17 protein-coding genes are annotated in these 22,584 nt (G+C 60.4%); 8 read left to right on the top strand and 9 right to left on the bottom strand.

The window, feature by feature from the left end:
* The first annotated feature begins 55 nt into the window (after positions 1-55).
* On the top strand, positions 56-868 hold the full coding sequence (locus tag AACV02_RS14985) for a class I SAM-dependent methyltransferase (protein ID WP_119740685.1): 813 nt from the start codon (positions 56-58) through the stop codon (positions 866-868).
* Positions 869-1,005: 137 nt separating this feature from the next.
* Here the strand turns inward: AACV02_RS14985 and AACV02_RS14980 are convergent, their stop codons facing one another.
* Positions 1,006-1,392 (bottom strand): TIGR03067 domain-containing protein, encoded by a 387-nt coding sequence (locus AACV02_RS14980; RefSeq protein ID WP_106578057.1) that lies wholly within the window; start codon positions 1,390-1,392, stop codon positions 1,006-1,008.
* A 370-nt stretch (positions 1,393-1,762) separates the two neighbouring features.
* Between AACV02_RS14980 and AACV02_RS14975 the strand changes: the two genes are divergently transcribed.
* The gene (locus tag AACV02_RS14975) at positions 1,763-3,106 is read left to right on the top strand and encodes an LPS O-antigen chain length determinant protein WzzB (protein ID WP_119740682.1); all 1,344 of its coding nucleotides are present in this window, start codon (positions 1,763-1,765) and stop codon (positions 3,104-3,106) included.
* Between the two features lie 255 nt (positions 3,107-3,361).
* The gene (gene lpxO, locus AACV02_RS14970; RefSeq protein ID WP_106578059.1) at positions 3,362-4,261 is read left to right on the top strand and encodes a lipid A hydroxylase LpxO; all 900 of its coding nucleotides are present in this window, start codon (positions 3,362-3,364) and stop codon (positions 4,259-4,261) included.
* 18 nt (positions 4,262-4,279) lie between these two features.
* On the opposite strand, the gene ligD is transcribed toward lpxO, so the two are convergent.
* Positions 4,280-6,790, bottom strand: a complete 2,511-nt coding sequence (ligD, locus tag AACV02_RS14965) for a DNA ligase D (RefSeq protein ID WP_119740679.1) — start codon at positions 6,788-6,790, stop codon at positions 4,280-4,282.
* Between the two features lie 24 nt (positions 6,791-6,814).
* Positions 6,815-7,666 (bottom strand): non-homologous end joining protein Ku, encoded by an 852-nt coding sequence (ku, locus tag AACV02_RS14960; protein WP_119740677.1) that lies wholly within the window; start codon positions 7,664-7,666, stop codon positions 6,815-6,817.
* A 184-nt stretch (positions 7,667-7,850) separates the two neighbouring features.
* Here ku and AACV02_RS14955 point away from each other — a divergent pair, with 184 nt between their 5' ends.
* Both AACV02_RS14955 and AACV02_RS14950 read left to right on the top strand, forming a co-directional pair.
* Entirely contained in the window at positions 7,851-8,165 is a 315-nt protein-coding gene (locus AACV02_RS14955) for a hypothetical protein (RefSeq protein WP_119740675.1), read from the top strand.
* 12 nt (positions 8,166-8,177) lie between these two features.
* Positions 8,178-9,335 (top strand): PQQ-dependent sugar dehydrogenase, encoded by a 1,158-nt coding sequence (locus AACV02_RS14950; protein ID WP_119740673.1) that lies wholly within the window; start codon positions 8,178-8,180, stop codon positions 9,333-9,335.
* Between the two features lie 46 nt (positions 9,336-9,381).
* Here AACV02_RS14950 and AACV02_RS14945 read toward each other — a convergent pair whose 3' ends face one another.
* Together AACV02_RS14945 and AACV02_RS14940 are read right to left on the bottom strand one after the other, a co-directional pair.
* The gene (locus AACV02_RS14945) at positions 9,382-9,876 is read right to left on the bottom strand and encodes a nuclear transport factor 2 family protein (protein ID WP_106578064.1); all 495 of its coding nucleotides are present in this window, start codon (positions 9,874-9,876) and stop codon (positions 9,382-9,384) included.
* A 52-nt stretch (positions 9,877-9,928) separates the two neighbouring features.
* Positions 9,929-10,492, bottom strand: coding sequence for a TetR/AcrR family transcriptional regulator (locus tag AACV02_RS14940; protein WP_119740671.1), 564 nt, complete (start codon positions 10,490-10,492; stop codon positions 9,929-9,931).
* Between the two features lie 125 nt (positions 10,493-10,617).
* Here AACV02_RS14940 and pssA point away from each other — a divergent pair, with 125 nt between their 5' ends.
* Together pssA and AACV02_RS14930 are read left to right on the top strand one after the other, a co-directional pair.
* Positions 10,618-11,961 (top strand): CDP-diacylglycerol--serine O-phosphatidyltransferase, encoded by a 1,344-nt coding sequence (pssA, locus tag AACV02_RS14935; RefSeq protein ID WP_106578066.1) that lies wholly within the window; start codon positions 10,618-10,620, stop codon positions 11,959-11,961.
* Between the two features lie 180 nt (positions 11,962-12,141).
* Entirely contained in the window at positions 12,142-17,061 is a 4,920-nt protein-coding gene (locus tag AACV02_RS14930; RefSeq protein WP_157986842.1) for a hypothetical protein, read from the top strand.
* A gap of 75 nt (positions 17,062-17,136) precedes the next feature.
* On the opposite strand, the gene efeO (AACV02_RS14925) is transcribed toward AACV02_RS14930, so the two are convergent.
* Genes efeO (AACV02_RS14925) through efeU form a run of 4 tightly spaced genes read right to left on the bottom strand, consistent with a single transcriptional unit; the run spans position 17,137 to position 21,362 of the window.
* On the bottom strand, positions 17,137-17,955 hold the full coding sequence (gene efeO / locus AACV02_RS14925) for an iron uptake system protein EfeO (protein WP_119740667.1): 819 nt from the start codon (positions 17,953-17,955) through the stop codon (positions 17,137-17,139).
* A gap of 26 nt (positions 17,956-17,981) precedes the next feature.
* Positions 17,982-19,289: an iron uptake transporter deferrochelatase/peroxidase subunit gene (gene efeB / locus AACV02_RS14920; protein WP_119740846.1), complete on the bottom strand. Its 1,308-nt coding sequence runs from the start codon at positions 19,287-19,289 to the stop codon at positions 17,982-17,984.
* A 14-nt stretch (positions 19,290-19,303) separates the two neighbouring features.
* Positions 19,304-20,506: an iron uptake system protein EfeO gene (gene efeO / locus AACV02_RS14915; RefSeq protein ID WP_119740665.1), complete on the bottom strand. Its 1,203-nt coding sequence runs from the start codon at positions 20,504-20,506 to the stop codon at positions 19,304-19,306.
* 10 nt (positions 20,507-20,516) lie between these two features.
* Positions 20,517-21,362, bottom strand: a complete 846-nt coding sequence (efeU, locus tag AACV02_RS14910) for an iron uptake transporter permease EfeU (protein ID WP_119740663.1) — start codon at positions 21,360-21,362, stop codon at positions 20,517-20,519.
* Between the two features lie 168 nt (positions 21,363-21,530).
* Here efeU and AACV02_RS14905 point away from each other — a divergent pair, with 168 nt between their 5' ends.
* Entirely contained in the window at positions 21,531-22,547 is a 1,017-nt protein-coding gene (locus AACV02_RS14905; protein WP_119740660.1) for an AraC family transcriptional regulator, read from the top strand.
* Positions 22,548-22,584 lie beyond the last annotated feature (37 nt).

Raw genomic sequence — 22,584 nt, 5'->3', positions numbered from 1 at the left:
ACAGGCAATTGGCTTAGTTTCCGAAGCCCGTTGTAGTAACGATCTGGAGAAGCACATGGACATGCCCTCAGCCCAACAGGCGATTGCTCATAACAAGGACGCCTGGGACGCCTCCGCCAGGCTGCACAAAGACACCGCCACTTGGAAGACGCTGCTGGAATCGGTCGCCCAGGCGGATTTTTCGTGCCTGGATCCAACGATCACTGCGTTGCTGCAAGACGTCGGCGTTGCCGGCAAAGACGTGGTGCAGCTGGGCTGCAACAACGGGCGTGAAAGCCTGTCGCTGCTCGGCCTGGGTGCCCGCCGTGTGGTGGGCGTCGATCAATCCCGGGCGTTTCTTCAACAAGCGCGGGAATTGGCCGAAGTGTCGCCGCATAACCCCGAGTTCATTGAAGCCGATATCCATCACCTGCCCGAACCTCTGCTGGGGCGCTTCGACGTCGCCCTGGTGACCATTGGCGTACTCAACTGGATGCCCGATGTGGCGCTGTTCATGCGCCATGTGGCAAGTGCCCTCAAACCCGGCGGCACGCTGGTGGTCTACGAAACTCATCCCTTCCTGGAGGTATTTGACCCGAGGGCTGCCAACCCTTTGCTGCCGGCGAGTTCATATTTTCAGCGCGATCCGTTCGTGCTGCAGCAGTCGATTGTCTACGAAGGGCAGGGCGAGGTTGCCGGTCCGACGTCCTATTGGTACGTGCATACCCTGGGAAGCGTGGTGAGTGGCGCAATTGCCGCGCAACTGCAGATCGAGCACCTGCAGGAATACCCGCATTGCAACCGCGAAGAACTTTACGAGCAGTACGCGCATCAGCCGGCCCAATTGCCGCTGTGTTTCACCTTGACCGCCACCAAGCGTTGCGCCTGAGCGGTTTTCCCACGCGCAAAAAAAGGCCCGCGAGGAGAGGCGGGCCAAGTGATTCACTGGAGTAGGTAGGCCTCACCCTATAGGCCGGAAAGTGAAGGCCGTGTGAAAACCATGTCGCAAGTTCGGATGGGGGCGGATCAACCTTTGCGCACAAAAGTGCGCATGGTTTGCCCGGGTCCCGTGCTGAATACCGTTGGCCTTGGCATGCCCGCATCGGCGGCGATAAACACAAAGTCATTACCCTCCAGGCGATAGCTGGCGGGCAGTGGCTTGCCGGCATCTTCGCCGATGGCATCCACCCAGGTGATGCTTTTGGGCGCCGTGCTGCTGTCCAGCGTAAACCGGCCTGCGAGCAGTACTTCGCCCTGGGTCGTTTTCACCTCGAACGTGTCCCCGGCAATGGTCGTGATTGCCCCCGGCGCGCTATGCGCGTCGGCAGGGTTGAGTACGCCACTGTCTTCGAGGGCGGTCTGCTCCCAAGCGCCTTGAAGAAATTGATAGTCCGGATCTGAGAAAGAGTGCATGCACATTCCTTGTTGCAGGGGCTGGATTGAGGGTGAGCACCTGAGTGCCGAAAATTGAACAGGGCAAATTGTAACCGCGTGCTGGCCAAAATGTACCGAAAAGGGCTTTATGCGTTATCGAGCAGAGATTCACTGAACTATTGACTACGCTTATGACATTCTCGGACATACATTCACGATGGCCCTGCGTCGTCATCGACATGAAATAGAAACAATCTCTAATTGCGTCGGATTTTTCGCATTAGCGTGTGGTCTGAGTGCCGTTGGTCACTGTGCCAAGGCGTTGTCCCTGGTCTCTTCGTCATTAGAGCCTGTGCTCGAGTTCGAATGGGGCGGTGGCTTTTTAATGTCATATTAAGGTGTTCTCATTTTGAATCGAACTTCTCCGCTCAATTCACCTGCAACGCCAGATGAAATTGATCTGTTTGAATTGTTCCAAGCCATCTGGCGGCAAAAAAAACTGATAGTGGGTTGTACGATTCTTGCGGGGATACTGGGGACGGGTTACGCACTGCTTGCTCCCAAGACATATGAGGTCAGCAGTGTGCTGCGCCCGGCGGCCATCAATGAACTGGATGCGTTGAATCGCTCCGAGGTTTATAAGTTGCCGCCCGCCGATGCGCTGGAAAAAGTCGGCGCCCAGCTGGATTCCTATGGGGCTCGCCTGGGTTTTTTCAAAAGCCACGAAGAACTGTTCAAGGCCTTTCAGAAGCCAGGGCGAAGCCTTGAGCAGAGCTTTGAAGACTTCAACCGCAACTCGATCAACCTGATTCTGCCAGACCCGAAGAAGTCCGATTCGTTGAGCAGTTATGTGCGTCTGGAGATGCAATACCCAGCGGATGTAGACGGCGTGGCGATCCTCAACGGGTTTGTCGACTATGCCGTCGCGGCGGAGCGTGAGCAGGTCGGCGCCGACCTCAAGGTCATCGTCAATAACCGTTTGACCGAGCTCAGGGGCAAGATTGACGCGGCCCGCGCCAACTACGATACCGAGAAGGAATCGAAGATCGCCACGCTGCTTGAAGCTGACCGGGTCAAGCGCGCCCGCTTGCAGGATGAACTCAGCGGGCTGCGCCTGCAGATGAAAATGGAGCGCACCGACCGCTTGGCAGAATTGGCCGAAGCGATCTCGATTGCCAAATCCATGGGCATCAAAAAGCCTACGACGCCATCGTCCATGGCCGACACCACACGGGCCGGTTCCAACCAGGTGGTACGCACCGAGATCAGCAACCAGAAGATTCCTTTGTATTTCCTCGGCACCGAGGCGCTGGAAGCCGAGCGAACCGCATTGCAACAGCGCACCAGCGATGACTTCACCAATAGCCGCATCGCCGAGATTGGCAAAGAACTGCAATTGCTTGAAACCAACCGTGAGGTTGAAGTTTTGCAAAAGCGTGGGAATGAGGACATCTTCCTGCAAGACGTTGAGCCGCTGCGAGCCGAAATCGCGCGCTTGAAAGGCCTCAATATCGACATGAGCAACCTGAAGCTGGTGTCCATCGACCGTCGCGCTCAGGAGCCGCTGACCTCGATCAAGCCGAAAAAGCTGCTGATTGTCGCGGTGAGCCTGGTCGTCGGCTTGTTCCTGGGCGTATTGGCTGCATTGATCCGTCACTTCGTGCTGACGCATCGCAAGGCTGAGCTGTATGCGACCCAAGAGGCCGCTCGCCGCCCACGCCGTGAGCCTACGGACGATCAGCCGCTGCCGTAAGCGCGACTGTCAATGGGCCAGCGTCAATGCTGGCCCACGATGGCTCCGAGCCGGTCTGTGGACAGCTTTTCACAATTCTTAGTTAACCTTTGGTTACAAACTGTGGCTAAATAACGGCCAATGGCCTTGGTCCGGATTGTAACCAACCCGTCCAGTCGCCTATGTGTAATCGTGATTTCAGGTGCTGCTTATATATCCTCGGCCGTTGTGGGCACGCAGGAGCAGCCTGTTCTCTTCTGACGTGTGACGAATCCCTTGAAACTCATCATTGTTGCTCTCTACGTTGCCTCCATTGCGTATGTTCACCTGCGTGGCCGGGTGCGACACAAGCTGGGCCGCCAGCTTAGCGATCACTCGACGTTCCTTGCGCCGATCAACTGCTTCCTTTACCTGTTTTCCAAGCAGCCAAGCCGTCCCTTTTTGTCGCCCGGCGATTTTCCCGACCTGAGCCCGTTGCAAGAGCATTGGCAAGAAATCCGCCAGGAAGGCCAGAACCTGATGCGCATGGGCGAGATCAAGCGTTCCGAGCAGTACAACGATGTGGGTTTCAACTCGTTCTTCAAGTCGGGCTGGAAGCGTTTCTACCTCAAGTGGTACGGCGACAGCCACCCGTCGGCGATGAAGCTGTGCCCGCGCACCACCGAGCTGGTGCAGAGCATTGGCTCGATCAAGGCGGCAATGTTCGCCGAGCTGCCACCAGGCTCCAAGCTGGTGCGCCACCGCGACCCGTACGCCGGCTCCTACCGCTATCACTTGGGCCTGGACACGCCCAACGATCCTGGCTGCTACATCAATGTGGACGGCGAGAGCTATTACTGGCGCGACGGCGAGCCGGTGATGTTTGATGAGACCTACATTCATTACGCGGAAAACACCACGCAGCAGAACCGCATCATCTTGTTCTGCGACATTGAGCGGCCAATGAAATACCGCTGGGCAGCGGCGTTCAACCGCTGGTTCAGCCGTAACGTGATGGCAGCCGCCGGTTCACCCAATGATGAAGGCGACAAGACCGGCGGCCTGAACCGCGCGTTCACCCGCCTGTACAAGATCCGCCTGCGCGGCAAAGAGCTGAAAAAGCGCAATCGCGCGCGCTACTACTTGGAAAAGTGGGCGATCTTCGCGGGTTTGGCGCTGATCTTTATCCTTATCTGACACCCACACAGGCGCGCATCACGCGGGTGGTTTCGCGCCCAGTTTGTCCCACATCTTCTTGGTGATCTTCTGCCGATTGGCGTAGCCGGCCCACGGGTCGGCTTTGAGTTTATCCAACCGTTCATGCAGGTTTGCCACCGTCCACTGCTGGGCGCCGCGCAAACCGTTCAACTCCTCTCGACTCACCGGTACCGATACCGGCAGGCCGGGCCGTGCGCGCACCGAATAGGCGGCCACCGTACTTGCGCCGCGCGCATTGCGCAGGTAGTCGATAAAGATCTTGCCGATGCGGTTTTTCGGCCCTGACGTCGCGGTAAACCGTTCTGGCAACTGCGCGGACATGAACTGCGCGATGGCCTTGGCGAAGGCTTTGACGCTGTCCCAGCCATCCCGGCGCGCCAGCGGCACCACCAGGTGCAAGCCTTTACCGCCGCTGGTTTTGACAAACGCTTGCAGCCCAATCTCATCAAGAACCGACAACGTGAGTTGCGCCGCCTCCAGCATGGCTTTCCACGGCAGCGCCGGGTCCGGGTCAAGGTCGAGCACAAACAGGTCAGGGGTCTCGATTTTGTCGACAGTCGCGCCCCAGGTGTGCAACTCGACGGTGCCCATCTGCACGGCGCCGATCAGGGCGTCGGTGGTGTCGATCTCCAGCAGGCGCGCATGACCGGGGTCCAGTGCCGGGTCCAACTGCTTGATGTTTGGAATGGCCAGGCGCTCGGAATGCTTCTGGAAGAACTGCTCGCCCTCTATCCCTTCGGGCGCGCGCAGCAGCGACACCGGTCGGTGCTGCAGAAACGGCAGAATCCATGCGCTGATGCCTTGATAGAAGTCGGCCAATTGCTGTTTTTGCGTACCACTCTGCTTGTCGATCACCCGGTCAGGGTGCGTGATGTTCACGCCGCTGCTGACCTTTTTTGCCTTCGGGGCCGCCTTGGTGACGGATGTGGCCTTGCGCGGCAACTCGTGAATGATCTGCGCCACCGGCTTGTCGGTGCGCAACGCAACAAATGATGCCTGGCGCACCACGCCTTCGCGGGTCCACTCGGCGAAATTCACCTCGCCAACCAACTGAGGTTCCACCCAATGCACGCCGCGCGCCTGGGCGCTGGTCAGCGGTTTGTGCAGCGGCGAGGTCTTGCGTTCCAGGGGCGTGAGCTGCGCATAGATGGCTTTCAACGATGCCTGATCAAACCCGGTACCGACGCGCCCGGCATAGACCAGCCCGGAATCGTCATTGACAGCCAGCAACAGCGCGCCAAAGCCGCTGCGCGAGCCCTGAGGCCGCGTGTAGCCAATGATCACGAACTCCTGGCGCAAGCGACATTTGAGTTTGATCCAGTCGGCATTGCGGCTCGACACGTATGGGCTGCCGACGCGCTTGCCGATCACGCCCTCGAGCGCCAGGTCGCAGGCGCTCTCGAAAATGTCGCGCTGGTTGGCGGCGAAAGCTTCGGAGAACCGCAGCAGTTTGCTGCGGCTCGCGGACAGCGCGGATTTGAGCGCAGCGCGGCGCTCTTGCACCGGTGCGCTGCGCTGATCCTGGCCGTCGAGAAATGGCGCGTCGAACAAGTAATACACGATGTCCAGGCTGCGGCCGATGTCGAAGGCATTCTGCAGCGCCTGGAAGTCCGGCAACCCCTCGCCATTGAGGCTGACCACTTCACCGTCGAGCCAGCTGTCCTTGAGTTTGAGGGTTTGCAGGGCTTTGACCTGACGTGGCAGGCGGTCGGTCCAGTCATTGCCGTTACGGGTGAACAGGCGCACGTCACCGTCACGAATGCGCGCCAGCATGCGGTAGCCGTCGAACTTGATTTCGTATTGCCAGTCACCTTCGGGCGCGCGATCGACCAGGGTCGCCAGCTGCGGGGCCAATTGCTCGGGCAGGGCGTCAGCGCGTTTGGCGACGGGTGCTTTTTTGGCGGCCGCGGCCTTTTGGCGTTTGGCCGGCGCTTTGGGTTTGCCGACCGAGGCGTCGCTGAGCACGCTTTTAGGCTCGGCCTCGACGATGTCGTAGTCATCGGAAGGGCGCGCCTGCTGGTCCTTTTCCTTGATCAGCAGCCACTGTTCCTTGTCGCCGCTGCCTTTGAGACGGGTGCGCACCAAGGCCCAGTCGCCGGAGAGTTTTTCACCGACCAAGGTGAACTTGAGTTTGCCGGCCGCGTAGGCCTTGTGCGGGTCTTCATGGGGCTGCCAGACACCGCGATCCCACACGATCACATCGCCCGCGCCATATTGCCCCGCCGGGATGCTGCCCTCGAAATTGCCATAGCTGAGCGGGTGATCTTCAACGTGGACCGCCAGGCGTTTCTGGGTGGGATCCAGGCTGGGGCCCTTGGGCACCGCCCAGCTTTTGAGCACGCCGTCGAGCTCCAGGCGAAAGTCATAATGCAGGTTTCGCGCGTCGTGTTTTTGAATCACGAACGACAGCGCCGAGGCTTTGCGTTTGCCCGCGGGCGCACTGCCGGCGGGCTCGGCGGTGATCCCGAAATCACGTTTGCGGTTGTATTCGCTCAGGGGCTTTGCCATGTCGTTCTCCAGCAAATGGCGGGCTCAAGAGGCCTTTTTGGCGGATTTCTTCGCGGCAGGCTTTTTCGTCGCGCGCTTGGCGGCGGGCTTGCCGGCCAGGCTGCGCTTGAGCAATTCGGTGAGGTCAATGACATCCGCCGATTTGCGCTCTTCGCTGCCTTCCTGGCTTTCCACATCTTCGATCTTGCCGGCCTTGGCCTTCTTGGCCACCAACGCCATGATTTTGTCCTGGAAGCTGTCGCGGTATTCGTCGGGCTGCCAGTCGGCGCTCATGTCCTCCACCAGGCGTTTGGCCATGTCCAGCTCACCTTTGGCCAGACTCGGCTGGGTGACGTCGCTGCCCAATTCCAGTTCGTCCAGGCTGCGCACTTCGGCAGGCCAGCGCAGCATCACCAGCACCAGCGCCGACTCCAGCGGCATTAACGCCGCCAGGTGCTGCTTGGTGTGCAGCACCACATTGGCCAGGGCCACCTTGCCGGTTTTTTTCAGGGTTTCGCGCAGCAGTGCGTAGACCTTGCCGCCGCGTTTATCCGGGGCCAGGAAGTAGGGCGTGTCGATGTTTTGCAGCGGGATCTGGTCGCTGGCGACAAAGGCGATGATTTCGATGGTCTGGGTCGACTTGGGGTGCGCCGAGCGAATTTCGTCCTCGCTGAGCACCACGTAGCGGCCTTTCTCGAACGCTACGCCCTTTACGATGTTCTCTTTGGTGACTTCCTTGCCGGTGGTCTTGTTGATGCGCTTGTAGCCGACCGGGTCCATGCTGCGTTTGTCCAGCCAGTCAAAATCAACGCCTTGGGAAGACGTGGCTGAGACCAGTGATACCGGGATGTGGACCAAGCCGAAGCTGATCGCGCCTTTCCAGATTGCCCTTGGCATGCCTGCAATTCCTTGAGAAGAGACTGTGTTCTGGTGACTCACAGGCGCCGGGAAAAGTTTCGGCGAGCAGATGCGCGGACAGATTGTGTTACACCTCATGAGAAACAATTTAGTGTCGAAAGCCGAACCCAAGGCGTAGCGTGTTATCGAAAGCACGTACCACTCGCCCAAGAGAGGCTTTGTCATGAACAGCTGTGTGCGTCACCTTGCAGTATTGGCGTTGGGCCTGGCGCTCGCGCCATTGGCCCAGGCGCAAAACCTGCCTGGCAGCTACGACTCCAACAACAGCCCTATTCATCGGGCCAACCCCAACAGCATGCAGGGCACCCAGCCGAATGCGCCGGCAACACGGGGAATTCAGACCGGGCCGACCAGCCCCGCACCCACCGTGGAAAACGGCGGCATTGGCAATCGCTATCCCAAACGTGAGGCCGCCCCGAGCCGTCCCACAACCGAAACCAAAGCTCCCACCTATGATGCCAACGGCAATCGCCGGTAAGGACTCCGTCTTATGTTGCTACGCAAAACCCTTCTAGCCGCTATTTGCGCAACCACGCTGCTGCCACTGGCAGCGGTTTACGCCGCCGATGCCCAGCAATTCCCGAGCGAACAAGGCAGCATCACCGCGACCCCAATCGTCAAAGGCCTCGACCATCCCTGGGCAGTGGCGTTTCTGCCGGACAAGCAAGGCTTTCTGGTGACCGAACGCCCAGGTCATCTGCGTTTTGTCGGCCCCGACGGCAAGCTTTCTGCACCGTTGACCGGCGTGCCCCAAGTGTGGGCCAAAGGGCAGGGCGGTTTGCTGGATGTGGTGCTGTCGCCGGACTTCAAGCAGGACCGCATGGTCTACCTGTCGTACGCCGAAGGCGGCGGCGAGGGTGGCAAGGCCGGCACTGCCGTCGGACGCGGGCGCTTGGCGGATGACCTGAGCGGCCTGAAGGATTTCAAAGTGATCCTGCGCCAGGAGCCCAAGCTGTCCACCGGCAATCACTTTGGCTCGCGGTTGGCCTTCGACCGCGATGGCTACCTGTTCGTGACCCTGGGTGAAAACAATGATCGCCCGACCGCCCAGGACCTGGACAAGTTGCAAGGCAAGGTGGTGCGGATCTTCCCGGACGGCCGCGTGCCAGAGGACAACCCTTTCGTTGGCCAACAGGGTGTACGCCCCGAGATCTGGTCCTACGGCCAGCGTAACCCGCAAGGCCTGGCGTTGAACCCCTGGAGTGGCACCATCTGGGAAAACGAACACGGCCCACGCGGTGGTGATGAAATCAACATCATCGAGCGCGGCAAGAATTACGGTTGGCCACTGGCGACCCACGGCATCAATTATTCGCTGACACCGATTCCCGAGGCCAAGGGCAAGACAGTGGAAGGCACCGTGGCGCCTCATCACGTCTGGGAGAAATCACCGGCGATCAGTGGCATGGCATTTTATGACGCCGACCGCTTCAAGGCGTGGCAGCACAACCTGTTCATTGGCGCACTGGCCAGCCAGGAGTTGATCCGCTTGCAGTTCGACGGCGACAAGGTGATCCATGAAGAGCGTTTGCTCGCAGGTTTGAAAGCGCGCATCCGCGATGTACGGCAGGGGCCGGATGGGTTTCTGTATGTGCTGACTGATGAGGATAATGGTGTGCTGTATCGGGTCGGTCTGAATCAGGACTAAATGCTGGAGCGGGCGTGCCCGCTCCCACATTTCGCGTCGCAACCGGCTAAAGCCCGAGGTCGGACAACCCCGGGTGATCATCCGGGCGCCGACCCAGCGGCCAGTGAAACTTGCGGTCGCTCGCCTTGATCGGCAAATCATTGATGCAGGCAAAGCGGTTGGCCATCAGACCGTTTTCGTCGAATTCCCAGTTTTCATTGCCGTAGGAGCGGAACCAGTTACCGGAATCGTCGTGCCATTCGTAGGCATAGCGCACGGCGATACGGTTACCGGTGAAGGCCCACAATTCCTTGATCAGCCGATAGTCCAGCTCTTTAGCCCACTTGCGGGTCAGAAAACCCTTGGCCTCTTCGCGGTTGTGCGCAAATTCAGCGCGATTGCGCCATTGCGTGTCCAGTGTGTAGGCCAGCGATACGCGGTGCGGGTCGCGGGAATTCCAACCGTCTTCGGCCAGGCGAACCTTTTCGATGGCCGACTCGCGGGTGAACGGTGGCAGCGGCGGGCGAACGTCTGCGTCGGATGACGGTGCCTTGGATGACATGGGCAGCTCCTGAAAACAATTAGGTGTATCGAAAGTTGCTCAGTTGATGCGTTCAAAGTTGCAATAACGTTCGCGCCATGCAGCGCGCATTATCAGCAGCTGTTGAATCACCCATCACCAGGGCAACGGTAATGGCGCCGTCGATCAAGATCAGCAGTTGCGCGGCCTGCTGTTCAGGGTCGGGGGTGCCATGTGCTTTGCACAGTTGCAGTGCGTAATCGAACAGTTTTTGTTTATGCGCCTTGGCCAGCAGGCGTACCGGGTCGTGCGGGTCGCCGGTTTCACCGCTGGTGTTGATGAAGGCGCACCCGCGAAAGTCTGCCGAGCCAAACCATGTCTTGAGGGCGTCGAACAGCGCCAGCAGGCGTTCTCCACTGCCTTCACTGCGTTCGACTTCGCTGCGCAGCCATTGCATCCAGCGCTCATCGCGGCGGTGCAGGGCGGCAATCACCAATTCATCTTTATTGGCGAAGTACCGGTAAATACTTTTGCGCGAGACGCCTGCGGTTTTCACCAGCAAGTCCATGCCAGTGGCAGCGATGCCATGGCGATAGATCAACTTCTCGGTGACATCGAGGATAATATCGCGGGTATCGTTGCTGATTAATTCATTCATGCTGCGCACAGTAGAACGATCGTTCTCCATGGTCAATTAACTTTTTTCCATCGCGGGCGACGAGACCTGAGCTGCCCCATGGTGTAAGCTCGGGGCCTCTTCGGATTCGACCCATTGCGAGCCTTATGCCGTCGTTCTTCAAACGCTCCCTGTTGCCAAAACTGCGTGGTTTCCCACTGTCTCCCGAGTCGATCGACGTGCTGTCCGGCGCCGATGCGTTTCGCCGTTGCCTGCTGGAGAAAATCCCCCAGGCCACGCGGCGCATCTACATCGTTGCGCTCTACTTGCAGCAGGATGAAGCCGGCCAGGAGATCTACGATGCCTTGCACGCCGCCAAGGCTGCACGGCCAGCGCTGGACATCGTCGTGGTGGTTGACTCGCTGCGCGCCCAGCGCGGCCTGATTGGCGCAGGCAAGCAACCCGGCAACAGTGCCTGGTACCAGGCCATGACCCAACGCCACGCCAGCGAAGTGCCGGTGTACGGCGTGCCGGTGCAGACCCGCGAACTGTTCGGCGTGTTGCACCTCAAGGGCTTTGTGATCGACGACAGCGTGCTGTACAGCGGCGCCAGCTTGAATAACGTGTACCTGCACAAGTTCGACAAGTACCGTTTTGACCGCTACCACCTGATCCACAGCCAGGCGCTGGCCGACTCGATGCAGCATTTACTGGAGCACGGCTTGATTGCCTCCAAGGCCGTGCATCGCCTGGACCTGCCGAACCCGCCTACCACCCGCAGCCTGCGCAACGATATCGGCGATTTGCGCAGCCGCCTCAAGCATGCGGCGTATGACACCACTGCGGGGCTGTTGCCCAACGGCCACCTGTTGGTAAGCCCACTGCTCGGCGTCGGCAAGAACAACCCTCTGAACCGCGTGATCCTTGAGTTGATCGCCAGTGCCCAGCATCAGCTGACGGTCTGCACGCCGTATTTCAACCTGCCACTGCCGGTGACCCGTGAAATCAATCGCGCCCTGGCGCGTGGGGTCAAGATCGACATCATTGTTGGCGACAAAACCGCCAACGACTTTTACATCCCGCCCAGCGAGCCGTTCAAGGTGATCGCGGCGTTGCCTTATTTGTATGAAATCAGCCTGCGCCGTTTCGCCAAGCGCCATCAGCCGATGATCGACAGCGGCCAGTTGAACCTGCACCTGTGGCGCGACGGCGACAACACCTATCACCTCAAGGGCATGTGGGTTGACCAGCGCTACACCTTGCTCACCGGCAACAATCTGAACCCACGAGCGTTCCGACTCGACCTGGAAAACGCTTTGCTCATCGATGACCCGCGCGGCCAATGGCTGGAGCCGCGGCGTACCGAACTGGCGCAGATTTTCCAGCACACCACGCGCATCGAAGGGTATCAGCAGCTGCAGACCCTGGTGGACTATCCGCCGGCTGTCGGCAAGTTCCTGCGACGGGTCAGCCGGGTGCGCATCGAGCGGCTGCTTTACCGCATCTTGTAAGCCCTCATGGCACAAAGCAGCAGCCGGGCCTGATTCAAGTCCGGCTGCTCGCCCGCCAGGCTAGGTTCAGCGACAGATTGAGAACTCTCCTACACCTGGCCTTCGGGTTCTCTCGTAGTCTTTTTGTCGACGGTTCTTAAGGACTAGAACTCTTGCGGTCAAACGTGAAGAGAGCTTGAAATGTTGACCATTTCCTTGATTCGTACGCCCACGCCTTCATTTGTCCCATCAGGCCTACACGGTGCAACTGAACCGCGTGCTTCCCCGGCCGCGCCCACCCCTCAGGACAGTTCCCGCAACGCTGAACATGCGTCATTGGCAGGCGCGCCACGCCGGTTGGACGGGCAACTGACACAAGCCAGGTTTGAACAGGCCGCACTGCGCTACAAGCGCGAAAACTCATCGGCAAGTACTGGCCACTCGGCCGAAGCTGAGCGTGCAGGCAGAAGCTTTCCGCAGGACGTCGACGCACGCAGGGCGGATGAAAAACTGCAACAAACCCTCATTCACTGGTTGATGACTGGCGACATCAAAGACCAGCCCTTTGCGCGTAACGCCTCGATCCGGCCATTTATTGACGCGCTCAGCAATGCCGCATGGGCGCCACAGGTGCAGGCCTGGTTCAAGGCCAATGGCGTGGACGTGGCCACGGTGCGTGTTTTCAGTGATGGCGTGGAAGGCACCCTGTCGGTCAACGGTGTAAAGGTCAGGCGCAGGTTTACCGCTGCAGACGGATCAGGCTGGGGCGAGGTCGGGGCGAAAGTGACCGAGGCGGCCGACAAGTTGTCGCCTGACCCTTTCGGGGTATTGCTGCCCGGCAGGAAAAAAGCGTCGTTCCGTGATTTGGACGCGGTTTTTCATTTCTACGGCGTAGAACCCCCCCATTCCGACAAAGAAAGACAGCCGTTGGGCGAGCTGCTCAAGAGCGCGGGCTGGCCCGCGATAACCGACGAAAAACGCCTGTTCTGGCGCCAGCAGTTCGGTGAACTTCAGCAAAAAAACGCTGACATTGACGCACGGGTGAACCTGGCGTCTCAACTGCAGAACCTGATCAGGGACGCGAAGGAGGAGGGCACACTCAACCTGGGCGACCAGCCTGCAATGGTTCAGCCTGAGTCGACATTGGCGCAAAACAGCCGGCTGCCTCGCGAACGCTTTATCGCATGGCTGGCGTCGCCAGCGTTCAAGACATTTATCGAGAAGATCGGCTTTGGCGGCGGCGATAACATCTACCGGGTTTTTGAGGGCGACCTGGAGATACGCCAGCGTGATACTCAATGGTTTTCGTTGGGCCGTATGCTGCAGGATGAGATCAGCAAGGTCGTCGCAGGCGGCAGCCCGGCCGAAAAAGCCGCTATCCGTGCCCTTGAGGGCGACTTCAAGCAACTCGTCGAGATGACCGGGCCGATTGGCAACACCCTGTACTCGCAGCCTGTTTATGATGCGCGTCAGTTCCTGGCGTTTTCCGGGCTGGGGTCACCCAGTACGCTTGCGCACATTTACTCGGCCATCACCGGCCTGAGCAACAACCTGCCACCATCGCCTCCCCACTGGACTCTGCCTTCCTCACGCCCCGAAAACCCGGACCGTGTGTCTGTTGACGCCGCGTTTGGTAACGACCTGCTCAGCTCGATGCACACGGGTTATTCCATTGTCGAGGTCCCGCAGGGGACGTCCATGGCGGCGGCGTTGGACGTTTACCGGCACGTCCTGGCCCAGCCGGAGCTGCAGTCCTGGTTCAAAAGCAAGGGGTTGGAAACCCAGGGGCTCAGGCTGCACAAGGACAGTATCAGCGGTTTCATCAACCGCGACGGCGTGCGCACCGCGGTTACATTCAGCACCGCGGACGATTCCGGATGGTGGCAAGTCAGCGCGAAGCTGCGCTTGATCAGGGAGGTGCTGGACCCGGCCGACAAGCGTATTTATTACTTGGCGGAGGGTGAGTCGTGGGTGCCCACTTCCGTTGTCCTGCAGGCTTACGGTTTGCCCGAGCCGGTCTGGACTGGGGACCGGGAGCGGTTGATGACGCAGCTGCAGACCACCGGGCTGGTGATGCCCGCCGACCAGTATCGGCTCATCAGCACGCGCGTGGAGGGCGTGCGACAAGCGATCGGTGACCTGGATGAACGTGCCTACCTGGCCGACTATCTGGAAAACCAGGTCAAGAACGCGCCTGACGATACGCCGTGGGACTGGTCAGAAGAGCCGGTGCTACCGTCGGCGAGCTCACCGATGGTGATGGGCGATCATGCGGCGCGGGCGAGCCTGCAGAGGTTCACCGAGTTGCCTGCCGTGCGCACGCCTCTGCAACGCCAGGGCCTGTTTTGGCCAGGGCAGCCGTTCCGGGTTTCCGAAGGCAAATTCGAACACCGGCTCCCGCAGGGGAAGTGGATAGACCTGAGCAGCCGCCTCACTGGCGAGCGCGGCATCGACCTTGAACTGCGCCACTTGGTCAACATGAGCCAGTCGCGTGGAAACGCCCTGTACTCGGTGCCTTATTACGACATCCGCCAGATGCTGGACCACAAGGGATTGGGCTCACCCCGGACCGCTGGCGAGACGCGCAACATGGTGCGGTGGCTGCGCAGCGCCTTGCCGCCCGCGCCGGCGCTCGGTGATTACTCCGGGCTTTTGCAGGCCCCGTGGTGCCCCGGCCAATTGACCCCGAGCGACAAAGCCATCCTTAAGGCCCAGGCTGGCGAGCGTCTGAGTGGCTCGGCCGTGAGCCGTTTCAATTACCTTGGTCAGACCACTCTTGAGGCGCTGCAACAGCATCCGGCTGAACACCTGGAAAAATTTCTCGGCAGCTCCGATGCGCTGAACTTTGGTGATGACCTGGCTTATGTTCTGAAGTGGCGGGAATCGCCAACGCCCCAGACGGTTCGCCAACAGTTGGCCGTGGCCGCGCTCACCTTGCACGCAGAGCCGGATGGCCCTGCAGCGCCGGGCTACATTGGCGGCTATAGCCTTTACCAACCGGGCAATATGGGCCGCACGTTGACTGCGGTACGTCGGGACCTGGAGAAACACCTGCAGCTTGAACGAGGGCTTGAGCCAAAACTTGCGGTGTTGGCGGCCCAGATCCGTCTGGCTCGGGTGGCGCCCGAGTTTCTCGTCCAGGAGGTGCCCAAGGAAATACGGATCGGCACGCCTGCCTGGATGGAACTGCGCCTGGGGTGCGAGATGGCGGAGCTCAAGGCGCCAGGGACCAGCCGCATGATGAACGAGGCACACATCAGCGATCTGGCTGCGCTGGCCCCTACCAGCGAAGCACAGGCCACCTTGATGCAATTGGGCGCCATGAAGATTTTGCTGGATTGGGCGGTGCTCAATGGTGTGATTCCCGCAGCCGCTGGAGGAGAACACCCGCGGTCGGCGATCAACAAAGCCAGCCAGGCGTTCTTCAGACAGCGCCAGGAGGTCAACGATGCAATGAACGCCGTGGCAGAGGTACCGGCGCGCAAGGCGATTGCACTCCGGGAGTTGCTCAAGGTGTTTGCGCCAAGCACGCCCAGCCAGCTGGAGGGCATGAAGGTATTGATTGCCGGTGTCAGCGCCCGACGCAACCTGCCCATTTCCGAACCGCGTACACGCTCGCTTGTAGAAACGTACATGACCGGCGACCTGATACCTGGCAAGTGGGTACTCAGAAGCGACATGCCGCAAAGGTTGGTCCGGCCCCGATCCAGCCCCTATCAACTCAACCTGGACGTCGAGGCGCCCGCCGACAAACGCGCCGAACTTGATGAACGAATTCGCAGGCTGCCCGATTTGAAGGCCCTGCTGAAAACCGCAGTCGATGCGCACACCGCGACGCTCAAAAAAGCTTACGCAACCCAGCTCAAACTCATGTTTGCCAAGCTCCCGCTGCCCGATCGTCAGCTTCTGAACAACCCCGAAAGCGTGGTCAGGTTGTTCACCGTGCGAGGGGAGACGGGGCTGCCTCCGGTCAAGCAGACCGATGCGGATAAAGAGGCGGTCCGGGGGCGGCAAGGGACATTGATGAGGGTCGAACTGGGCAAGGCGGTGTGTTACTTCGAAGTGTTTGCCAATGGCAGGATCACCAAGCGCACCGACCTCCCCAATAACCTGCGGCTGGGCGATGTGCTTGCCGGCAAGCCCAATCCCTTGGGATTGAGCGGGATCTACACGACCGCCTTCACCGCAGGTTTCGAGCTGAATGTGGACTTTGACGCCTACTTGAAAGGCACCGTGCCCCGGCCGAATGTCTCATCCAGAGTCATCGTTGAAAGCATCGGCAATCCGATTGTCGGCGACACGCCCGCGGCCGGTGGTGCAGTGGGAAGTGTCATCACGGACACCTTTGCATCGGCGAAGACGCAACGCATCGTGACGCTGATTGCCGAGCGTAATTTATATGAAAGCGACGACGCGCTGCTGCAACGGGCCGAGGGCACACTGCCGCTGGAAAAGAAGCGGGAAGTCCTGGGTCGTGACAAGGCCATCTTGAAGGGGCTTGTGCCGTTCGTGGGGGCTTATCAGGAGTTTGCGGACGGGAATATCGGCAAGGGCCTGTTTGCCTTGTCGTTGGACGTGGGCGGGCTGGTTATCGGCGCGGGAGGCCAGGCCCGCTCATTGCTGCGCACGGCCAAGACGCTCACGCCCAACCCGGTAGGCGGTCTGGTTCGCCGGCTGGGCAGCACTGTGGCGCCGGCCAGGCCCAAAATTGCCTGGACAAAGCCGGTGGCGAGCTTTGGCGACAGGGCCTTCAATTTCGTCAAGGAATCGGCGTTGTTCTCCAGTGCGGTGATGAATCCGGCGGACGGGTATGCGCAATTGGTAAATGCCGCTATCAAGGGCCTGTTCAAACTGTCGCATCTGGCTCCCAGTGCTTCGATGCTGGGCAAGGCCGCGCCACACTTGCTCACCGTTGAGGAGAAGTTGAGGGCTTACTGGTTGGCGGGCGGGTGGGATCCTGCACCCGCGCCTGCGCCGACGGGCGTGGCTGGAACCAGCCAGGGCGTCGCCGTGGTCGCGTCCAGGGTCAATGGCTTCTGGTATGCGATCAATCCAAAAACGGGGAGGGCGGATGCCACGCCGCTGCCAGACTTCAAATCGACAACCCCATTGGCCGTCTAAGAGGGCAAACCCGACGCTACGCTGAATAGGCCCCAGGCCCTGCACTGGCTCAAGTGCAGGGCCTGGGGTTTTTTATCAGTTCAGGCCGAGCTTGCCGCGCAGGGTCGACAGGTCTTCAGCCAAGGTGTTGACCGGGCCTACCAGGGCCTTGCGGTCGTTTTCCTTCACTTTGTCGTAGGTTTCAAAGCCGCCATCCTTGGTTTTGTACTTGGCCAGGATTTTGTCTACGGCAGCGAAGTTCTTGTCGACTTTGGTCAGGAAGACCTTGTCTTGCTTCTCGAGCTGACCACGGAACAGGTCGACGATTTTCTTCGCGCCGTCGATGTTGCCCTGGAAGTCATACAGGTCAGTGTGGCTGTAACGGTCTTCCTCACCGGAGATCTTGGTGGCAGCCACTTCTTCCAGCAGGGCAGCAGCACCGCCGACCACTTTCTCAGGTGGGAAGGTCAGGCCGTCAACCCGGGTTTTCAGGTCGTTGACGTCAGTGTTGAGTTTGGCGGTCAGCGCTTCGAGGCCTTTGGTGCTCTTCTCGGAGAACAGCACGTACTCGATGCGGTGGAAGCCGGTGAAGTCTTCGGCGGTCACGCCTTTTTCGTGGTCGTCAACGCGCGAGTCAATCGAGGCGTCGAGGTCGCTGAACAGCTCGGCGATCGGCTCGATGGACTCGTAGTGAACACGGGTCGGGGCGTAGAGCTTCTGGGCGGTGGCCAGGTCGCCTTTATTGATAGCGTCAGTGAACGCCTTGGTCTGGGTGACCAGCTCACCGATTTCTTCGGTGACGTAGATCTTGTAGTCCGACACCGGGCCTACCAGGTCCAGAGGCGCGGTAGCGGCGAATGCTGCCAGCGGCGAGAGGGTCATTAACAACGACAACGCGATAGTCGACTTCTTCATGGGACGTTTTTCCGCTCTGGTTTGTTTTAGGTGTTGGCAGTGGTTTGAGGGTGCGTTGCAGCGAGCAGCGTGCGCCCGATGAAATCCGCAGGCCCGGTGACCCCTGGCAAGGTGAAGAAATACCCGCCGCCGACTGGCTTGAGGTACTCCTCCAGAGGCTCGCCGTTGAGCCGGGTTTGCACGCTGATAAAGCCTTTCTCCAGGTCAGCCTGGTAGCAGATGAACAACAGCCCCATGTCCAGATGACCGTTTTTATTGACGCCGTTGGAGTAGTTGAACGGCCGACGCAGGATCAGGTTGGCCTGAGTCTGCGGGGTGCGCGGGTTGGCCAGGCGGATGTGAGCATCGAGCTTGGTCAGCTTGCCTTCCGGGTCCTTGCTGTAGTCGGGAACCTGGGTTTCCTTGTCGCCATCCATGGGCGCGCCGGTGGGTTTGATGCGCCCGATAATGCTTTCCTGCTCTTGCAGCGGGGTACGGTCCCAGCGCTCGACGAAATTGCGGATGATGCGCACGGCCTGGTAGCTGCCGTTGGCGGCCCAGGCGGGTTCGTCGCTGCCGGGCTGCACCCAGACAATCTGGTCCATGGCCTTGTCGTCGTTGGAGTTCGGGTTGGCCGAACCGTCACGGAAACCGAGAAAATTGCGCGCGCTCTGCGCAGGCTCGCCGGGTTTGGCTGGCGCCTGCGGCGGCACGCTGCCTTCCTGTTTCCAGCGCACCAGCAACAGGTCCGGCAGGTTTTTGACGATGTCGCGCAGGGCGTGGATATTGGTGTCCGGGGTGTTTGAGCTGAACTGCAGGCTCAGGTCGCCGTGGCACTGCGCCGGCTCCAATGCGTCGTTGGGGAAGCCGACCATGCGGCTCAGGCGCTTGGGTTTGACGGCGGTGAGGCCGAAGCGCTCATCGAACAGCGACTCGCCGACGGACACGGTGATGGTCAGGTTATCCGGCGTGACCACCGGGCCCAGAATGCCGGAATCGGTAGGCGGCAGTTTCGGGTCGACCTGCGGCACGGTGCCGCCAGTCATCAGGAAGCTGATGCGCTCGTTCAAGGTGCGAAACAGACGCTCCAGGTCTTCGCGATCAGTGGCCAGTACGTCGAATGCCACCAGCATGCCGCACGCCGGGCGTGGGGTGACGATGCCGCTCTGGTGCTTGCCGAAAAAATCGTGGTGGTCCTGCGTCTTGTCACTGCGCGGTGCCGTGGTGACTTGCTCGGCCGCCGCAGCCGCCATGGCCGGGCAGCTCAAGCTGCTGCCGGCAATCGCGGCGCCGGTGGCCGCCATGCCCAACAGGACACGGCGACGTTGCGCGGAAAACTGTTCTGAATCACTCATGTAGTAGGTCGTCTTCACTGCAGGCCGGAAAGGCCAAGGGCGGGGTCGATTCCATCGAGTGCAACGGCCAGAGCCTTGGCCTTGTCGGCGATCTGCTTGCGCTGATCGGCGGTGACGCTGTCGTAGCGGCTGTACTGGCCGTCGACTTTCAACGCATTGAGCTCGGTATCGAAGGCGGCGAGGGCGCCGTCGATTGTCGGCAGCAGGTCAGCTGCGGATTTGGTCAGCAGCGGGCGCATCAGCTCGACCACCTTGTGGGCGGCCTCCAGGTTGGCGGCAAAGCCATTCAGGTCGATGTGGCTGTAGCGTTCCTCTTCACCGCTGGCGGCGCGTACATCCGCCAGGCTGTTGAGGTTGCGCACCACAATGCTCACCAGTTGTTCCGGCGGCAGCGATTGGGCCAGCAGTTGTTGCTTGAGCGTGGTGACGTCGGCGACCAGGCGTTGCGCGATCGGGGCCAGGCCCTCCAGGCTGTGCTGCTGGAACAGGCTGTATTCGAGGCGATGGAAGCCGCTGAACGCCGGGTCTTGCTCGCGTTTTTCAAAGTAGTCGGCGCGTGCGTTGATGGCGTTATCCAGCTCGGCCAGGCGTTGCGAAGCCGGCGCCAGGCGCTGGTAGGCCTCACGGGCCGGCACGTAGAGCGCCTGCGCCTGAGCCAGGTCGCCGGCTTCAATGGCCTGCGACAGCGCCGTAACGGCCTTGACCAGCGCACTGCCCTGGCCGCTCAGGTACACGCGGAACTCCGACAGCGGGCCGATAAACGCCACCATCGACGGCTTGGCCTTGGCCTGGGCGTCGGACTCAGCCGTCGGCGTCACGTGCAACGTGCCGCGCGGGTTGCTCAACAGCCCGCAGGTGATTGCATAGTCGCCGGGCAGCAGGTTGGCGTTGATCACCTGGCTCAGGCCGGGGGCGATATTTTCGCGCTCCTCGATCACCAGCACGCCGTCGAGGATTTCCCACTCCACCGCGCGGTCGGAGCGGTTGATGATGCGAAAGCTCGCGTGCCCGGCGGGCACAGTCAACGCGTTGGGTTCGCAGGCGTGACCATGGATGGTCACTGCGATTTCATTGTGGTTGGTCTGACGTTTGGCGGCGGCCAATTGCGAGGCGTAATAGAACAGCGCACCGGCGCCGATCATCACGACCACCGAGCCGGCCACCGCCCAGCGCAGGGCGCGGGAAGGCAGAGCCGGTTGAGGGGTTGGGTTGGACAAGAGACGGTCCTTACTGGCTGGAAACGGAAGAGGTGTTAGCGACAGGCTTGGGTGGGGCGGATGGCAGGAAGAACATCACCAGCGCCACCACCAGGTAAATCAGATACGCGCCCAGGGTGCTGATGGTCGGTGCATCCTGATAGCCGAACATCCCGGCCAGCACCGAGCCCAATGGGCCATCCATCGGCAGTGTCGCGCTGAAATCGAACAAGACGGTTTGCAGGTGGTTCCACACCCCGGCTTCGTGCAGGGCTTGTACCGAGTTGGCGAGGATGCCGGCGGCAACCACCAGGATGAACAAGCCGGTCCAGCGAAAGAACGCACCCAGGTTCAAGCGCATGCTGCCGGTGTAGATCAGGAAACCGACGACGATCGCCAGGATCAGGCCGAGCAGGGCGCCAATCGGCGCGCCCGGGCCTTCGCTCTGCTGGAACACCGCGAGCAGGAAGAACACCGTCTCCAGGCCTTCACGGGCCACGGCGAAAAACACCATGGCGATCAGCGCGATCACCTGATGCTTGGAGCCGGCCAGCGCGTTGTCCAGGGATTCATGCAGGGAATGCTTGATGGAGCGCGCTACTTTGCGCATCCAGAACACCATCGAGCTGAGAATGCCGACGGCCACCAGGCCGACCACACCTTCGAACAATTCCTGTTGTTTTTGCGGGAATTCGGCGCTGACCAGCTCCAGACCGCCGCCTACCAGCAGGGCCAGGGCAGCGGCGAGGAACACGCCGATCCATACTGCGGGCATCCACTGGCCGCGGCCGGTTTGTTGCAGGTAACTGGCTATGATGCCAACGATCAATGCTGCTTCAATGCCTTCGCGCAGCATGATTAGAAAGGGAACGAGCATTCGGCACCGCATCATGACTGGATAGGATGCTAATTTGTAACATAATGATACTCATTACTAAACAGGGAATGTTGCGCTTTGCTGAACTGCGGCTGAACGGTGGTGGCGAATCGCAACCGCCCTTATGATGCACCCCATCTTCATGTACAGCCGATAAGCCCATTTCCCATGTCGGAAAAAGACAGCATTTCCATCCACCTCGTGCGCGAAGCCCTGTTGCAGAGCTGCGCGCCGGGGGCGGCGACGGTTGAAGCGTTGAGCAAGGTCGGGATTGATCCGGCCTGGCTCGAGCAGCCCGGTGCCCGCGTGCCGGCCACCGCTTACGCGCGCTTGTGGCGGTTGCTGGCGCGGCGCACGGATGATGAATTTTTTGGGATGGACCCGCGCAAGCTCAAGTCCGGCAGCCTGGCGTTCCTGTGCCACGCCGCCATGGCGCAACCCAATCTGGGCGCGGCCCTGCAAACCGGCCTGGGGTTTCTGTCCCTGATGCTTGAGCAAATGCCCGCGCAGTTGGTGCACCAACAGAGCCTGGCGGAAATCGTGTTGGCGGAACCTGCGCCCAAACGCGCGTTTACCTACTTCACCTATTGGATGATTGTGCACGGCGTCGCCTGTTGGCTGGCCGGCCGGCGCATCCCGATCCTTGCGATTGAGCTGCGCTGTGCGCAGCCGGACTTTTACGACGATTACCGGGTGATGTTCTCTGACAACCTGCGTTTTGATCGGCCGCGCACGCGCATGATCTTTTCTGCAGACTGCCTGGACCTGCCGATCAAGCGCAGCCCGGAAGAACTCAAGCGCTTTCTTGCCCATGCGCCGGCCAACATATTGGTCAAGTACCGCGACCCGGATAGCCTGGCCACGCGGATCAAGCACGATCTACGCCAGATGCCCGCCGATACCTGGCCGGAAACCGAGGGCTTGGCGGCCAACTTGTGTATTTCGGCGTCGACCCTGCGTCGCCGCCTGGCGGATGAAGGCCAGACCTATCAGGGGCTCAAAGACAGCGTGCGCAAGGAGCTGGCAATTGTCTGGCTGGCAGAGCCACAGGTCAGCTTCGCCGAAATCGCCGGGCGCTTGGGGTTCGCCGACACCAGTTCGTTCTACAAGGCGTTTCGCAAGTGGTCCGGGTCCAACCCCGGGCATTACCGCAGCTTGATATTGAACGAAGCGGTGAGCCAATAGGTCATTGGAACGCTGCGTGGCCTGTGCAAGCCGTTAC

The organism is Pseudomonas sp. Larv2_ips (genome assembly GCF_963879675.1).
Lineage (GTDB): Bacteria > Pseudomonadota > Gammaproteobacteria > Pseudomonadales > Pseudomonadaceae > Aquipseudomonas.
This window is presented reverse-complemented; position numbering and strand designations above follow the sequence as displayed.

What these genes read in the sequence shown, in the direction of transcription:
- AACV02_RS14985 (WP_119740685.1), top strand. Translation starts at nt 56, where the DNA reads ATGGACATGCCCTCAGCCCAACAGGCGATTGCTCATAACAAGGACGCC.
- AACV02_RS14980 (WP_106578057.1), bottom strand. Translation starts at nt 1,392, where the DNA reads ATGCACTCTTTCTCAGATCCGGACTATCAATTTCTTCAAGGCGCTTGG.
- ligD (WP_119740679.1), bottom strand. Translation starts at nt 6,790, where the DNA reads ATGGCAAAGCCCCTGAGCGAATACAACCGCAAACGTGATTTCGGGATC.
- ku (WP_119740677.1), bottom strand. Translation starts at nt 7,666, where the DNA reads ATGCCAAGGGCAATCTGGAAAGGCGCGATCAGCTTCGGCTTGGTCCAC.
- AACV02_RS14955 (WP_119740675.1), top strand. Translation starts at nt 7,851, where the DNA reads ATGAACAGCTGTGTGCGTCACCTTGCAGTATTGGCGTTGGGCCTGGCG.
- AACV02_RS14950 (WP_119740673.1), top strand. Translation starts at nt 8,178, where the DNA reads ATGTTGCTACGCAAAACCCTTCTAGCCGCTATTTGCGCAACCACGCTG.
- AACV02_RS14945 (WP_106578064.1), bottom strand. Translation starts at nt 9,876, where the DNA reads ATGTCATCCAAGGCACCGTCATCCGACGCAGACGTTCGCCCGCCGCTG.
- AACV02_RS14940 (WP_119740671.1), bottom strand. Translation starts at nt 10,492, where the DNA reads ATGAATGAATTAATCAGCAACGATACCCGCGATATTATCCTCGATGTC.
- pssA (WP_106578066.1), top strand. Translation starts at nt 10,618, where the DNA reads ATGCCGTCGTTCTTCAAACGCTCCCTGTTGCCAAAACTGCGTGGTTTC.
- AACV02_RS14930 (WP_157986842.1), top strand. Translation starts at nt 12,142, where the DNA reads ATGTTGACCATTTCCTTGATTCGTACGCCCACGCCTTCATTTGTCCCA.
- efeO (WP_119740667.1), bottom strand. Translation starts at nt 17,955, where the DNA reads ATGAAGAAGTCGACTATCGCGTTGTCGTTGTTAATGACCCTCTCGCCG.
- efeB (WP_119740846.1), bottom strand. Translation starts at nt 19,289, where the DNA reads ATGAGTGATTCAGAACAGTTTTCCGCGCAACGTCGCCGTGTCCTGTTG.
- efeU (WP_119740663.1), bottom strand. Translation starts at nt 21,362, where the DNA reads ATGCTCGTTCCCTTTCTAATCATGCTGCGCGAAGGCATTGAAGCAGCA.
- AACV02_RS14905 (WP_119740660.1), top strand. Translation starts at nt 21,531, where the DNA reads ATGTCGGAAAAAGACAGCATTTCCATCCACCTCGTGCGCGAAGCCCTG.